Consider the following 15,144-nt stretch of genomic DNA (forward strand, 5'->3'; position numbering starts at 1 on the left):
TGATTCACATCGGGACGTCGTGCGGCGCTGTCGAACTGTGCGGTCGTCCGATGAACGCAGCACGTTCCGAGGACGAAATCCGGCATGAGCGCGGGCATTAGAGACAGCCCGCGCATGTTGATAAGGGAGAGCGTTCGTGGGTTACGAAATTGGCATCGACGTCGGCGGGACATTTACAGATTTCGTTGTCCGAAATGGAGGTGAAACATTCAGCGGCAAGACGCTGACCACACCTTCCGATGAGGCAACCGGCATTCTCAATGCAGTGGCCATGATGGCCGAGCATTTTCGCACCGACGTGCAGACGCTGTTCCGCGAGACGAGTTCCTTCGTTCTCGGAACAACGGTCGTCACCAACGCCATCCTGGAGTATGCGGGGGCCAACACCGGGATGATCACGACGAAGGGATTTCGCGACATCATCGAACTGCGCACCGGCTTCAAGGAAGATCATTTCGACATCCGTCTGCCGGCGCCTTTTCCGATCGTGCCGCGCCAGAAGCGCAAGGGCGTGACCGAGCGGATCGATAGCGAAGGCAAGATCGTTTTCCATCTCGACGAAGCTGAAGTGCGCGAGGCGGCGCGCGAACTCAAAAAGCTCGGCGTCGAATCGGTGGCGATCTGCTTTCTGTTTTCGTTTCAGAATGCCGTCCATGAAATTCGCGCGCGCGAGATCGTTCGCGAAGAGTTGCCGGACGCGCACATTTCCATCTCGTCCGAAGTGCTGCCGCAAGTGCGCGAGTTCGAGCGCTTCAGCACCACGCTGCTCAACGCCTATCTGAGCCCGAAACTCAGCAACTACCTGCGCAGACTGGAAGCGCGCCTCGTCGAGAGCGGTTTCGGCGGCAAGCTGTTCATCAAGCTCTCCAACGGCGGCGTGATGGATCTCGCCTACTGCACGGAACGCGGCGTCGAACTGATCCAGTCGGGGCCTTCCGGCGGCGTGACGGCGGCGATCGCGGTGGGCGAGTGGTCGGGGTTCAAGGACATCATCGCGGTCGACATGGGCGGCACGAGCTACGACGTCTGCCTCATCAACGACGGTGCGCCGGACGTCGGTGTCGATTCGTGGGTCAATCGCTATCGCGTTGCCGCGCCGATGATCGACATCCACTCGATCGGGACGGGCGGCGGTTCGATCGCCTGGATCGACGAGGGCGGCGCCTTGCGCGTGGGCCCGCGCAGCGCGAGTTCCAACCCCGGCCCTGCCTGCTATGGGCGCGGCGGCAAGGAGCCGACCGTCACCGATGCCAATCTGATTCTCGGCTACCTGAATCCGGGTGCCATCGGCGGCGGAAAGATCGCGCTCGATATCGAGGCGGCACGGGAAGCTGTCCGCACGCGCATCGCCGAGCCGCTGGGCATCTCGGTGGAAGAGGCGGCGAGCGGCATTTTCCGCATCTCCAACGGTGCGATGACCAACGCGGTGCGCTACGTGTCGGTGTCGCGCGGACGCGATCCGCGTGACTTCGCGCTGATGGCGTTCGGCGGCGCCGGGCCGATCCACATGGGCGTGCAGGCGAAGGATCTCGGTATCAAGACGGTGCTCGTGCCGAAGAACGCCGGGGTGTTCTGCGCGCTCGGCTGCCTCATATCGGACTTCAAGATTTCGAAGGTCAAGAGTTACATCTCGCGTATCGGTCAGGTGGATCTCGATGTGCTCAACGGCATCTTCGAGGATATCGAGCGTGAACCGGAAGCGCTTCTCGCCTCGGCGCACGGTGTGATCGAAGTCGTTGCACAACGCTCGATCGACATGCGCTATGTCGGCCAGACGCACGAAGTGACCGTGCCGATCCGCTCGCGCACGAAGCGCGTGTCGGATCTCACGCTCAAGAAGACCTTGCAGGACTTCCACGATCTGCACGCGAAGCTCTACTCGTTCAAGCGGCCGGAACAGCCGGTCGAAATTCTGAGTGTGCGCTCCGACCTCATCGGCACGCGCGACACGATGAAGTACCGCAGCCAGCCGTTCGGCTCGGAGAAGCCCGATCAGGCGCGCAAGGGCACGCGTTCGGCGAGCTTCGAAGGTCTCGGCTATCTCGACGTGCCGGTGTACGACGGCACGAAAGTGACACCCGGCAACATCATCGCGGGACCGTCGATCATCGAGGAACCCGCGACGACGATCGTCATCTATCCCGGCCAGGAAGCGGTGCTCGACCACTACCAGACCTACGTCATCGAAAGCCTGGACTAAGGGGAAGCCATGACGATGCCACCCAGACAGGACGTTGTTTCCGCCGCGATCTTGCGCAGCAAGTTCGAGGCTGTCGTCGCCGAAATGGAAGCGACGCTGGCCAACACGGCGTACTCGCCGACCATCGGCGTATCGCGCCGGTGCGCGACCGCGCTGTTCACCGAAGAAGGGCAACTGATCGCGGTCAGCAATCCGCTCTACATGTATCCGATGGCGATGACGGCCGCCACCGTGATCGACTATTTCCAGTACGACCTGTCAGCCGAAGACATGCTGCTGACGAACGATCCCTACGGCGGCGGCGCGGGACTGCAAACCTTCACGCTGGTTGCGCCCGTCGCATACGGCGATTCCATCACGCTGTACGTCGCGGTGTGCGGCCACACGGAGGATTTCGCGGGCAACGTGCGCGGCAATCTCGACCCGGGCGCGACCGAGCTATGGGCGGAAGCCGCGCGCTGCACGCCGGTGCGGCTCGTGCGGGAAGGCAAGCTGCGCCGCGACCTGCTGCAAACCCTGTCGCTCAACAGCCGCAATCCGGTGGCGTTCGGACTGGACATCGAAGCGATGATGGCGGCAGCCGAGATCGGCCGGTCGCGCCTCGGCGGCCTGCTCGACAGCTATGGCCGCGAGCCGTTGCTCGCGGCGGTCGACTGGGTGCTGGACTATTCGGAGCGGCGCATGCGCGCGCTGATCGAACAGCTTCCGCCCGGCCGTCATGAAGGCCGGGGCGTGCTGGCACACGACGCCCACGGCAACCGCGACGCAACTGTGCGGGTGGCGCTGAGCGCAATCGACGGCACGGTGACGATCGACTTCTCCGGCACCGATGCGCAGTCGCCGGGTTTCGTCAACGCGAGCCGGTCCGTGAGTTCGACGTTTGCCGTCCTGCCGCTCATCGTGGCCTTTGGCGGCGAAGTGCCGTGCAATGCCGGATCGATGCGATGCGTGAACGTGATCGCGCCGGAGGGAACACTCGTGAATCCGCGCTACCCGGCGCCGACGGGATGGGGCTTGCAGCATGCCGGCTGCGAGATCGCGGAGGCCGTGAGCGCCGCGATCGATCTCGCGCTGCCGGGACGCGGCGGACGCGTCACGTCGAACGCGATGCTGCTGTTCTCCATCCATCACCTCGCCCGTCACGGCCGCACCGTCGAGCAGGCGGAAATGTTCGACTTCTCCAACTTCGCGCTGGGCGACACCGACGCCACCGCCGAACACGACGGCTGGGGCTTGCCCGGTATCGCGGCGCGGGTGCCGCTGCCTTCGGTCGAACTGTACGAAGCCGGGCGAGGCGGACGCGTCGAGCAATTCGAATACGCGACTGATTCCGGCGGTCCCGGCACGCAGCGGGGAAGTCCGGGAACGCGCGCGGTCATCTCGCTTCCGCGTCCGCCGGCGGGCGAACTGCGGCTGACCGCCGTCGTCGTTCCGCGTTCGGGGAGCGGGCTCGCGCCGCATGGCGGGCAGGCGGGAAGCGGCAATGCAATCGAGATTCGCAGCATCGGCGAAAAGGAGCTGGACGTCCTCGATGTCCTCACCGGCTGGCCGTTGCGGGACGAGGCGACGATCACGGTCGTCATGGGCGGCGGGACCGGCTGGGGCGACCCGTATGCGCGGGCGCCCGAACAGGTGCTGACCGACGTCGTCGACGGGCTCGTGAGCGTCGAGGCCGCGCACCAGCGCTATGGCGTGGCGATCGACCCCGAATCGCTGACGCTCGATCATTCCGCCACCGAGCTCATCCGCGGCGTACACGCAGCACTCACTGAAACCCGGGAGCGCGAACATGGTTGACAGGATCACCGCCGAGATCGTCCGGCAATATCTGGAGACGGTCTCCGAAGAGATCAGCAAGACGATGGAAAACACATCGGTCTCGCCGGCCTTCTCCGAAGCGCACGACTATTCGACCGGCATTTTCTATGCACGCGGCACGCAGGTCGATCTGCTCGCGCGCGCCAATTCGCAACCGGTCCACATCTACGCTTCGCTGACCTCGGTCGAGGCGATGCTGCGCGAGTTCAAGTACAACCTGAACGAAGGCGACATGATCATCGCGACCGATCCGTATTTCGGGGGGAGTCATCTTCCCGACTGGACGGTGATGAAGCCGATCTTCTACAACAACAAGCCGGTCTTCTTTCCGGCGGTGCGCGCGCACTTCATGGAGATCGGCGGACCGGTGCCGGGCGGCTACAACTCGAAGGCCAGCGAGATCTGGCAGGAAGGCTTCCGCCTCGCGCCGATGAAGATCTGCGAGAAGGGCGAGATGCGGCGTGACGTCGTCGACCTGCTGCGCGCGAACAATCGCTTGCCCGACGCGATGATGGGCGATCTGAACGCGATGATCGGTTCGTGCAAGGTCGGCGAAGACCGGATTCTGCGTCTCATCGAAAAGTACGGTCTCGAAACGATCATCGATACGATCGGCTACCTGCTCGACTACAGCGAGAAGCAGGTACGTTCCGTGATCGCGGCATGGCCCGACGGCGTGTATCGCGGCCAGAGCATTCTCGATCATGACTTCGGCGGCGGCGAGGACATCAACGTCGACGTGGCGATCACGGTGGAAGGCGACACCTGCTCGGTCGATCTGACGGGCACGCACGAACAGACGCAGGGCTTCATCAACAGCGCGCCCGGCAACAGTTTGTCGTGGGTCTATACCGAATTCTCGGTAGCGATGGCGGGTATTCCCGTGAACTCGGGGTTCTTCCGGCCGATCAAGGTCCATCTGCCGAAAGGCACCGTGGTGAATCCGTATTCGCCGGCGCCGGTCGGCAACTCGACGCTGTGCATCGGCAACGACATCGGCCAGGCGACGATGAAAGCGCTGGAGAAGGTCGTGCCGGAGCGCACCGGCTCGGCCTTCATCGACCTGACCATCGATGTGATCTTCGGCCTCAACAAGCGCTACGACAGCGAGCTTTACATCAGCTTCGACTATTCGGCCGCGCCCGTGTCGAGCGGCGGCGCGTATGGCGCCGACGGATGGGGCGGCTATGCGGCGCCTCACGGGTCGCTGCGGATTCCGTCGTTCGAGCTGATGGAAGTGCTGTTCCCGTTCCTCTATTTGCAGAACGAGTACGGCATCGACACGGCCGCGCCGGGCCGCTGGCGCGGCTCTCCGGCGCACCTGATGCAGCGGCGCGCCACCACGGATGCGGTCGGCAATCACTTCCAGGTCCAGCATTCGCGCTATCCGCTCAAAGGCTTCGCGGGCGGCGGCGACAGTGTCGGCAATCTCGTCGTGCTCGACTACACGGGACCCAACGAAGAGCCGGTGTACATCGCGCGGGAGAGCTATTTCCAGCAGCCCGGCGAGATCGTGTTCGCGCGCAAGCAGGGCGGCGGCGGCTGGGGCGATCCGCTCGAGCGCGACCCGGAGCTGGTCCTGCGCGACGTGCTCGACGAATACGTTTCGCCCAACAGTGCATTCGAGGACTACGGCGTCGTGATCGTCGAGATGGACGCGCCGCGTGTCGATCTCGCCGAGACGCAAGCGTTGCGGGCGCGGCTGCGGGCCGCGGTGCCCGCAGCCGGATAGCACGCGCGCCCGGCAGGCGACGACCCACTCCGAAACGGCTGCCGCGCGCGCCCCGCCGCAGCGGCAGCGATGTACGCATTCCAAGGGAAAAAATGTTCAACAACCATATCGTTTCTATCCGGCCCGAATGGGATTGGGAGCACGCCATGCCGCCCGCACCCGCCGTTCGGGGAGGCAACACGGTGTATCTGTCCGGGCAGATCGCGCTCGGATCGGACGGGAAGCTCGTGGGAGAGGGCGACCTGGCCGCGCAGGCGCATCAGTGCTTCGCCAATATACGGGCCATCCTGCAACGCGCGGGCGGCAAGATGACCGATATCGTCAAGCTGACCACCTATTTCGCCTGCGAACTCACCGAGAACGTCACCGCCGAATACTGGGACGTTCGCCAGCAACATTTCGGTGCGTACAAGCCCGCGAGCACCGGCGTGCAGGTGGATGCGCTGATCTATCCGAACGTCCTGATCGAGATCGAGGCGATCGCGGTGTTGCCGGACCATTTCAAATGAACAGCTCGACGGGTTATTACCGGCGCGGTGGCGTGCGGCTCGCATACGAGCGCGCCGGCGCCGGACCGCTCGCCGTGTTTCTGCACGGCGTCGGCGGGAATCGTTCCAACTGGCGAGGCGAACTCGAGCGGCTGGGCGGTGCGTATTGCTGCGTCGCCTGGGACGCCCGCGGCTATGGCGACAGCGACGACCCCGGCGAGACACTCGTCTTCGACGATTTCGCACTCGACCTCGAAGCCTTGCTCGACCATCTCGGCGCAGAGCGTGCGCACGTGGTCGGTCTGTCGATGGGCGGCTTCATCGCGCAGAGCTTCTATATGCGTTGTCCGCAGCGCGTCGCGACGCTCACGCTCGCGGCGACGAGCGCAGGCGCGAATCTGCTCACCGCGGCGGAACGCGAGGACTTCCTCGCGAAGCGGCTCAGACCGCTGGAGGCGGGCCATTCGATTGCCGATATCGCGCCGGGTCTCGTCGACGTGCTGGCTGGCAAAAGAGCCGATGCCGCGATTCGCGAGCGGCTGCGCCTGTCGCTCACCGCATTGCGGCCGGAATCGTACAAGCAGGCGCTGCGCGCGCTCGTCACGACCGATTTCCGTCAGGCGCTGCCGTCCATCGAAGTGGGGACGCTCGTCGTCACAGGAGACGATGACCGGGTGTTCGCGTTGTCCGAAAGCGAGTACCTCGCGCAGCACATTGCCGGAAGCAGGCTGACGGTCATCGAGGGCGCGGGCCATCTTTGCAACATCGAAGCGCCCGAGGAGTTCGCGGCTGCGCTATCCGCGTTCCTGTCGAGCGAGCGCAACTCAGGGGCTTCGATCGTCGGCCCGGAGAGCTGGACGTAGCAAAAGCGGAACGGCGCCGCGATCGAATCCGAGGATGTGAGTCATGAACGACAGGATGGAGCTAAGAGTCAGGCGCGTCATCGACGAAGCCGACGGGATTCGTTCGTTCGAGCTGGTGCGGCCCGATGGCGGCCCGTTGGCTTCGTTCGAGGCAGGGGCTCATATCGACGTGTATCTGCCGACCGGAGCAGTACGGCAGTATTCGCTGCTGAACGACGATGCAGATCGCGACCGCTACGTGATCGCCGTGCTGAGAGTCGCCGATGGCCGGGGCGGCTCGGCGTTCATGCACGACGCAGTGGAGGCCGGCAGCCGCATCGCGGTCGGGGAGCCGCGCAACGCATTCGCGCTCGCGGACGTCGATGCGCCGGCGGTGCTGGTCGCGGGCGGCATCGGCGTGACGCCGCTCCTCGCGATGGCGCGGCGCCTGTCACGCGACGGCCGCCCGTTTGCGATGCATTTCGCCACGCGCTCGCTTGCGCGAACGCCCTTCCGCGACGAACTGAAGCATGCCGCATTCGAGCAGCAAGTAAACCTCTATCTCGACGACGGGCCGCCTTATCAGCGCTTCGACGCGGCGCGGCTCACGCAAGGCATTCCGGCGGGCGCGCACGTGTATCTGTGCGGACCGACGGGCTTCATGAAGGCCGTGTCCGCGTCGGTGGGCGAGCGTCATGACGTAACGCTGCACACCGAGTATTTCGCCGCGCCCGCCGCACCGGAACCGAAGGCGGCGAGCTTCGACCTGGTACTGGCGCGCAGCAAGGTCGAGACAACCGTGCCGGCCGATCGCAGCATCGTCGAAGTGCTTCGGGAGCATGGCGTCGAGCCGCCACTGAATTGCGAACAGGGAATCTGCGGCACCTGCCGGACGACCGTGCTCGGTGGCGACATCGAACATCGCGACTACTGCCTGTCGCCAGGGGAACGGGCATGCGGCGACAGAATGATGATCTGCGTGTCGCGAGGCAAGCCCGGCACAACACTCACGCTGGATCTATAAGGAGTCGAGACAATGTTCCTTCCCGTCAACAATACTCAGGCCAAGCCGGCGATGCCGTCGAACACAGGCTTCAGCGAATCCGACTGGAACGTGCTGTCGGCGTTCTGGCATCCGGTCGCGCTTTCGTCGGCAGTGACGGACAAGCCGGCCGGCGTGCGCCTGCTCGACGTGCCCGTGGTCCTTTACCGAACACCGGATGGCGTGAGGGCGGCGCGGGACGTATGCAGTCATCGCGGCGGGAAGCTGAGCCTCGGCTCGATCAAGGACGGCGTGCTCGTGTGCGGCTTCCACGGCTTTCACTACGACTGCGCGGGCGTGTGCGTGCGGATTCCGGCGCTGCCCGCCGGTTCTCCGGTGCCGGGCAAGCTGCGGTTGAAGACGTACTTGTGCACGGAGCGTTATGGCTTCGTCTGGGTATGCCTCGCATCGACGCCACGCGCCGGCCTGCCCGAATGGCCCGCCATCGAAAACGGCAGCGGCACCGTGGCGGTGGTGCCGCCGAGCACGTGGCAGTCGTCGGCGGCGCGGCATGTCGAGAACTTCAACGACATCTGCCATGTGCCGTGGGTGCACACGGGCACCTTCGGCGGACCCGAAGAGGCCATCGCACCGTACGACGTATCGATATCGGAGACGCGGCTTTCCTTCCAGGCCGACATCACCGAACAGGTGCGCTATGCCGACAGCTCGAACCCCGATGCCGCACCGGTTTATCGGCACGCTGTTTACTCCTACGAACTGACGCTGCCGTTTGCATCGTCGGTCAAGGTCTTCGATCCGAAGACCGGGCACGTCTACCGGATTTACGACATCGCATCGCCGGTCAGCGCGAGCTCGACGCGGATCTTCCAGGTCGTGGTGGATGAAAGCCGGCTCACGCCAGCAGAAGCGCTGATCGACTTCACGATGCGGATCAATGCGGAAGATGCGCCGCAAGTGGAAGCGCAGTCTCCCAATCAGTTGCCGCTCGATTTGCGCGATGAAATCCATATTCCCGCGGATCGCATGTCGATCGAGTATCGGCGGGCGCTGGCAAGGCTCGGGCTCGGCGAACAGGCTGTCTCGTGAGTTGCGGGACGTAGGCAGGTGGTTTTATCCATGACAGCTGGAGAATGACGATGAACGAGGATCAGATGAGTCAGGCGGCTCCGGCCGAAGCGTCAGCCACACCGTCCAATGCGGCGCGCGGCGGACAGTTCGCCGTGACCGTCGTATTCGTGTCGCTGGTCGCCGCGCTGGCGGCGCAGGCGAGCGCGATCTTGTCATTGCCCGTCTGGATGATGTTCATCGGCTGGACGGCGTTCGGCTCGGGACGCGGCAACGTGCGCGCCGGGGCGGTGGCGGTTGGCTGCCTGTTGATCGGCTATCTGCTCGGCATGGCGGGGCTTGTCGGAGTCGCTCATCTCGCGCCCGTGCTCGGGGTCTTCGCGCTGCCGGTCGTCGTGTTCCTGCTGGTGGTCGTCGCGATGCTTGCGCAACTCACGCTGCTCAACAGCATCGTGGGCTATTTTCTCGGGATGACCGCTTACTTCGCAAGCGGACTCAGCCCGGATGCCATGGCGTTCGTCAGTCTGGCGACGGCCGGGTTTATCGGCGCTGCTGCGGGCTGGGTGCTCATCGCGGGTCCGCGTCTCGTGAGCCGGTCGCGATAGGTGCGGATACCGGCGAATCACCGGAGCTTCTGCGCTCTTCGGTGAATATCCGCCGCGCTCAAGCACGAGCGCGGCGGACAAGACTATCTGACAGGTCCATTCTTGGAAAACCAGACGGGTTTCGAACCCGATGCAGCCGCCACGGCGGTCAGTGCGGCGCGATCGGCGCGTTGCACGCCCTGGAATGACACGCCGCCGTCGTGGCTCGTGTATTCATCTCCATCGAGACCAGCGGCGACAATGTCTCCATTTTCGAGCTGCTCGATATCGGTGATCGAGCCTTGCAGCGATGTCGCCGCGCGCTGCCAATGCTCGCCGTCATCCGTGCTTCGGTAGACCGTGCCGCGCAAACCCGCGACGATCGCCGTGCCGTCCCTGGTGACCGCGCCGGTCCAGAACGATCCCGTGTAGCCGGTGTTCAGGTAGTGCCACGACGCGCCGCCATCGGCGGAGCGCAGGACGCGCCCCTGTTCAGCCGCGATGAACAGCGTGCCTCGCGCGTTCGCGAAGATGTGATACAGGTTCGTGTCGGCCTTCTTCGATTCCGGAGGAGGCGGAACCTTGATCTCGGTCCAGGTGTTGCCCCCGTCGATGGTGTGCAGCAGCAAGGACCAGAGGCCCACGGCGAATCCTTCGCGCGCATTCCTGAAGTACACGGAGAAGAGCGGCCGGTCGCTCGCGACATCGGAGCGCTCGAGCGCCCAGGTTTCTCCGCCGTCGACCGTCTTCAGGATGGTGCCCCAGTGACCCACGGCCCAGCCGGTACGATCGTCGACGAACGTGACCGACGTGAGCGTCGAGCGCGCACGTACCGAGCGCGCCTGCCGAAACGTGGCGCCATCGTCGTCGGACAGCAGCACCACGCCGAAATCACCCACCGCGACGATGCGCTTGCCGGCGCGCGTGGCCGCGAGGATCTGCGTTCGCGTCGCGGTCATTAGTTGCTCGGCGGGCTGGACGCGCAGTTCAGGGCCGCCCTGGTCCGTGCCGGCGGTTGCTGCGGCCACTGTCGCGAGCGCCGGAAAAGCCGACGCAATACAGCACGCCGCGAACCTCTTGCCGAAAGGGTATCTCTTCACGTTCGCCTCCTGTCAATGACTGAATACGCTGGGCGGCCGAACCGGCTTGCGGCGCGGACACAGCCTGTCCAGCACGACAGCGAGTGCCGGTAACGCGGTCATCGCCATGACCAGATTGACGATGAACATGAAGGCGAGCAGCTTGCCCATGTCGGCCTGAAACTTGAGCGCGGAGAAGCTCCACGTCGCGACGCCGATGGCGAGCGTGATGGCCGTGAATATCGTCGCCATACCCACTTCGAGAATGGAATGTTCGAGCGCCCGGACGATCTCCTCGCCGGCGCCGAGATGAGCCTGCAGCCGGTTATAGATATAGAACGCGTAATCCACGCCAATGCCGACCGCCAGCACCATCACGGGCAAGGTCGCCACCGTCAGGCCGATCTCGAACTTCTTCATGAACCAGTAGCCGATGAAGGTTCCCACCGTGAGCGGCAGACAGCACGCGATGACCGCGCGCAGGTCGCGATACGCGAAGAACACGAGCAGGACGATCGCCGCGTAGACATACAGCATCATGGGCAACTCGCTTTTCTCGACTTCGTCGTCGATTGCCGCCAGCAAGCCGGCGTTGCCGGCGGCGAGCCGCACCTTGATGCCGGGCGTCGGATGACTGTCGCGATACTTCACGACGGCCGCGATAACGGCGTTGATGGTGGTGGCCTTGTGGTCGCTGAGATACGCATGGATCGCCGTCATGCTGCAATCCTTGTTCAGATAGCCGCGCACGCGCCCGATCTCGGCGGAGAGCCCCGCGTAGTTCACCGGGTCGATCGGCACGACGCTCATGCGCGGATTGCCCTCGTTATAACCTTCGTTGTACTGACGGAGCATCGCCGGGTAGGACGCGACCGACACCACGCCCGGTACGCGTCTGAGGGAATCGGCGAGCTGATCGTCGAAGGTGCCGACGGCGGGGTTGTCGCACGAGTCGGCCGGGGCCTCCACGGCGACGGACAACCAGTCGAGCCCTACGTCGAAGCCGCTCGCGATCGCCACCGCATCGCGGTTGAAGCGCGACTCGGGCCGCAGTTCCGGCGCGCCGGGCTGAAGCGTCCCGACGACGCGGTCGCGGCTTTCCCAGACCGCCGTCGCAAACAGGGCGCCGACCGCCACCAGCACGATCACCGCATTGCGCGGCTCTGCCACGCGCGCCAGGGTGCGCAGCCACCCGACGCGCTGCTCGCGCTTCTTCATCACCTTGGCGGCGTAATCGCGCGAAAAGGTGAAGTACGACGCGACGAGCGGCAGCATGACGAGATTGGTGACGATCTTGAAGCCCACGCCGAGCGAGGCGGTGATCGCGAGTTCGCGAATCATCGGAATGGGTATGCGCAGCAGCGTGACGAACGAGACCAGCGCGGTGAGGAGGGCCAATGTGCCGGGAACGAACAGGCCCGAAAAGCTGAGCCTGGCCGCCTCCATCGACGACTTGCCGTGACCGAGCTCGCGGGTCATGTAGTTGATCTGCTGCACGCCGTGCGATACGCCGATTGCGAAGACGAGAAAGGGAACGAGCACGCCGAGCGGATCCAGTCCGTAGCCCAGCAGGCGCAGCGCGCCGAACTGCCAGACGAGCGAGGTGAGCGAACACATGACAGGAAGAATCGTGAAGCGCACCGAATGGCAATACCAGTAGACCGCGAGCGCGGTCAGAAGGAGCGCCACTCCGCAGAACACCAGCACCGAACTCGCGCCGTCGGCGATATCGCCGATCTGCTTGGCAAAGCCGATGATCTGTATTTCATAGTCGCCGTCCTCGTAGGGCTGGCGCAGCAGCTTTTCCAGCATGTGGTTGTACGCCACATAGTCGATCTTCTTGCCATCCGCGCCCGTTTCATTGATCTCCGCGGTGATCATCGCGGCGGTCTGGTCGCGTGAGACGAGAGACCCTATAAAGCCGCCGTCCGACGTGGAGCGCCGGATGTTCGCGACATCGTCGGGGGTCAGCGTATCGTCGGTCAGGGTGCCGGAGATGATCGGCTGACTGCGGAAGCCTTCCTCGGTGATCTCATTGACGAACGAGTTGGGCGTCCAGAGCGACTGGACGCCCAGACGATCGACGTTGGGCAGCAGGATCACCGCCTGCGTGACCTTGTAAAGGCGCGTCAGCGCAGCCTTGGTCCAGATTGTTCCGTGACGCGCCTTGACCACCACGGTCAGACGGTTCGCGCCGAAGAGTTCGTTGCGATATTGCTGGAAGGTCTTGACGTATTCGTGCCCCACGGGAATCTGCTTTTCGAACCCCGCGTCCATCCGAAGTTGGATCGCGAACCATCCCATGGTTGCCGTCAGCAGCGCAAGGGCCAGCAACACGACGAAGCGATGGCGAAAAAGCTGGTTCTCCAGGTGACCGATCAACCTGTTTAGCATGAGACGTCCTCATTTATTTGGACTGGGCGGTGCATCCGGGCGCGGAGTCCGGATGCCCACGAAACGCCTAGAAATTGCGAGTCGCGAAAAGGCCGACGAAATTGCGATCGGCATACGGCTGCGAAAGCGAGTTGCCGCCGAAGAATGCCGTGAAGTTGATGCCGCCTTGCCACGTCGTCGGGTTATGGTTGAAGAGCACATAGACGTTGACCGATTTCGCGCCCTGCATGTAGTTCGCTTGCAGCGTCGGCGTGTAGCCCGTGAGCGCGTCATAGAACGTGATGCCCGGTGTGACCTGCCAGCCCGGTACCAGCGTGCCGTCATAGGTCCAGTTGAAATCGACCGTCAAGCCGACGGAATTCGACGTGCCTTTACCCGCGGCGATCGGATAGCCAAGACCGGAATTGTTGTTCAGCCACGGTAGATATCCTGCGTCCGCCAACTGATAGACGGTCTTCCCGTTCACCGTGCGAAAGTATTGGGAGTCGGAGCTGAGGCCAGGGTACTTGATCCAGGTCAGTTCGGCCGTGAAGAGCGCCATATCCGCTTTCATGAGATTCAGTATCGGATAGGTGGACCGCGTGAGACTCAACTGGGCGTTGATGTCGAACTGCAGTTTCTTGGCGTCCATGTACGCCTTGCAGTCGACACCGCCGAAGTTGGTGTTCGCGTCGGCCGGGCCGCCCGCCGCATAGCAGCCCGAGAGAGTGACGGCATCACGCGGGCGGTAGGACAGCTCCGTTCCGATCGACCAGTCGCCCAGCGAGAAATTACTGCTGACACCAAAGAGCTGCCGGTTCGTCTGGTTGTCCCAGCGTGTACTGCCGTTGGCGAGATACGTCAGCACCGGGGACTTGTCGGTGTAGTTTATGTAGTAGAAGGCGAAGCTCGCGTCGATGGCCGGCGGCTTGTAACCCAGCTTCACGCCGAACTGCGGTTTGTTGCCCGGAAGATAGACGTTCGAAGGCGAACCCAGCGAGTTGAACGGCGGCCCCGCGTACATACCGTTGACGAGATTCTGGTTGACACCATTTAGGAATGCAGAATTCTTGGCCCCGGCGCCCGCGATGGTCGCGGCGTCGTATCCACTGACGTTGAAGTTCTTCGTGTTGAGCGAGAATGGCTGAGCGCCGCGCCCAAAAACGTCGGTGACCGACCAGTACGAGCCGACCGGAGGAAAGCGGTTGCCGTTCCAGAACGCCTGATAGTAGGCCTCGGTCGAGAACCCGGCGGGCAGGCCCGTGGCGAAACTGATCATCGGCGCGGGGAGAATGGCCTGCTTCAGTTGCGTGCCCGGAACGAGGAGCTTCTGAATGTCGAGCGAGTTCGTCGCGTTGATGCCGCCCGGCGCGAAGTAGCTCTCGCCCCAGTTGATGACCTGATTGCCGACTCGAATGTGTGCGGTCTGGTTGGCGATCGTGAAGTCCTTCTGGACCCACAGGTCGAGCAGTTGCGCGTCACGCACGACCTGGTTCTGCGCCGCCTGGCTCAACTCGGTGCGCTGGGTGTTGGCGGCCATGAAGTCGTACATTGCCGTGCCGCGGATCATGGCCTTCCAGCCATCGGCGGGCATCGTGAGGAGCAGTTCGCTCGTCACGCTGAACGAGGTGGTAAATGGCTTGCCCTTTTTATAGTTGAGATCGCCGTCATCGCCGTTGGCCCATTGCGCGGTGTTCGCGCCCGCGCCGCAACCGTTCGCGGTCGGGTCGCCCGTCAATGAGCAACTGGGGTTCTTGGTGCGAATCCCCATGCCGGCCGTCAGGTTCGTTACCCATGAAGCGTGCATATCCTTGATGCCGGTATCGAACTCGTATGCTTGGGCCGCGTCGGACGCGCAAGCGCCGCATACGACGGAGAGCAATGCCTTTGTTGCAAGCCGTGCCATGTCTGCCTCCTGGGCTGATGTCGTGAGCGGCGATACGCGTGACGCAGCACG

General features: G+C 63.8%; 11 protein-coding genes. 8 read left to right on the forward strand and 3 right to left on the reverse strand.

What is annotated here, in order from left to right:
* Nucleotides 1-136 precede the first annotated feature (136 nt).
* From ACEN42_RS32110 to ACEN42_RS32145, 8 genes are all read left to right on the forward strand, one after another.
* Nucleotides 137-2,200: a hydantoinase/oxoprolinase family protein gene (locus ACEN42_RS32110; protein ID WP_187603429.1), complete on the forward strand. Its 2,064-nt coding sequence runs from the start codon at nucleotides 137-139 to the stop codon at nucleotides 2,198-2,200.
* Between the two features lie 9 nt (nucleotides 2,201-2,209).
* Nucleotides 2,210-3,997 carry a hydantoinase B/oxoprolinase family protein gene (locus ACEN42_RS32115; RefSeq protein ID WP_371882734.1) on the forward strand — a complete coding sequence of 596 codons (1,788 nt, stop codon included), beginning with the start codon at nucleotides 2,210-2,212 and terminating at the stop codon, nucleotides 3,995-3,997.
* Nucleotides 3,990-5,750, forward strand: a complete 1,761-nt coding sequence (locus tag ACEN42_RS32120) for a hydantoinase B/oxoprolinase family protein (protein ID WP_187603427.1) — start codon at nucleotides 3,990-3,992, stop codon at nucleotides 5,748-5,750. The genes ACEN42_RS32115 and ACEN42_RS32120 overlap by 8 nt, the downstream gene beginning before the upstream one ends.
* 146 nt (nucleotides 5,751-5,896) lie before the next feature.
* Nucleotides 5,897-6,259, forward strand: a complete 363-nt coding sequence (locus tag ACEN42_RS32125; protein ID WP_238211870.1) for a RidA family protein — start codon at nucleotides 5,897-5,899, stop codon at nucleotides 6,257-6,259.
* Nucleotides 6,256-7,101 carry an alpha/beta fold hydrolase gene (locus tag ACEN42_RS32130; RefSeq protein ID WP_187603425.1) on the forward strand — a complete coding sequence of 282 codons (846 nt, stop codon included), beginning with the start codon at nucleotides 6,256-6,258 and terminating at the stop codon, nucleotides 7,099-7,101. The genes ACEN42_RS32125 and ACEN42_RS32130 overlap by 4 nt, the downstream gene beginning before the upstream one ends.
* Nucleotides 7,102-7,144: 43 nt before the next feature.
* Entirely contained in the window at nucleotides 7,145-8,104 is a 960-nt protein-coding gene (locus tag ACEN42_RS32135; RefSeq protein WP_371882735.1) for a 2Fe-2S iron-sulfur cluster-binding protein, read from the forward strand.
* A gap of 12 nt (nucleotides 8,105-8,116) precedes the next feature.
* The gene (locus ACEN42_RS32140) at nucleotides 8,117-9,172 is read left to right on the forward strand and encodes a Rieske 2Fe-2S domain-containing protein (RefSeq protein ID WP_371882736.1); all 1,056 of its coding nucleotides are present in this window, start codon (nucleotides 8,117-8,119) and stop codon (nucleotides 9,170-9,172) included.
* A gap of 50 nt (nucleotides 9,173-9,222) precedes the next feature.
* Nucleotides 9,223-9,756 carry a DUF1097 domain-containing protein gene (locus tag ACEN42_RS32145; protein ID WP_371882737.1) on the forward strand — a complete coding sequence of 178 codons (534 nt, stop codon included), beginning with the start codon at nucleotides 9,223-9,225 and terminating at the stop codon, nucleotides 9,754-9,756.
* Nucleotides 9,757-9,839: 83 nt separating this feature from the next.
* Here the strand turns inward: ACEN42_RS32145 and ACEN42_RS32150 are convergent, their stop codons facing one another.
* From ACEN42_RS32150 to ACEN42_RS32160, 3 genes are all read right to left on the reverse strand, one after another.
* Nucleotides 9,840-10,835 (reverse strand): WD40/YVTN/BNR-like repeat-containing protein, encoded by a 996-nt coding sequence (locus tag ACEN42_RS32150; RefSeq protein WP_371882738.1) that lies wholly within the window; start codon nucleotides 10,833-10,835, stop codon nucleotides 9,840-9,842.
* A gap of 12 nt (nucleotides 10,836-10,847) precedes the next feature.
* Nucleotides 10,848-13,208, reverse strand: a complete 2,361-nt coding sequence (locus ACEN42_RS32155) for an RND family transporter (RefSeq protein ID WP_371882739.1) — start codon at nucleotides 13,206-13,208, stop codon at nucleotides 10,848-10,850.
* A gap of 67 nt (nucleotides 13,209-13,275) precedes the next feature.
* Entirely contained in the window at nucleotides 13,276-15,093 is a 1,818-nt protein-coding gene (locus tag ACEN42_RS32160; RefSeq protein WP_371882740.1) for a DUF1302 domain-containing protein, read from the reverse strand.
* Nucleotides 15,094-15,144 lie beyond the last annotated feature (51 nt).

It is taken from the genome of Caballeronia sp. S22, assembly GCF_964261745.1.
Classification (GTDB): domain Bacteria; phylum Pseudomonadota; class Gammaproteobacteria; order Burkholderiales; family Burkholderiaceae; genus Caballeronia; species Caballeronia jiangsuensis.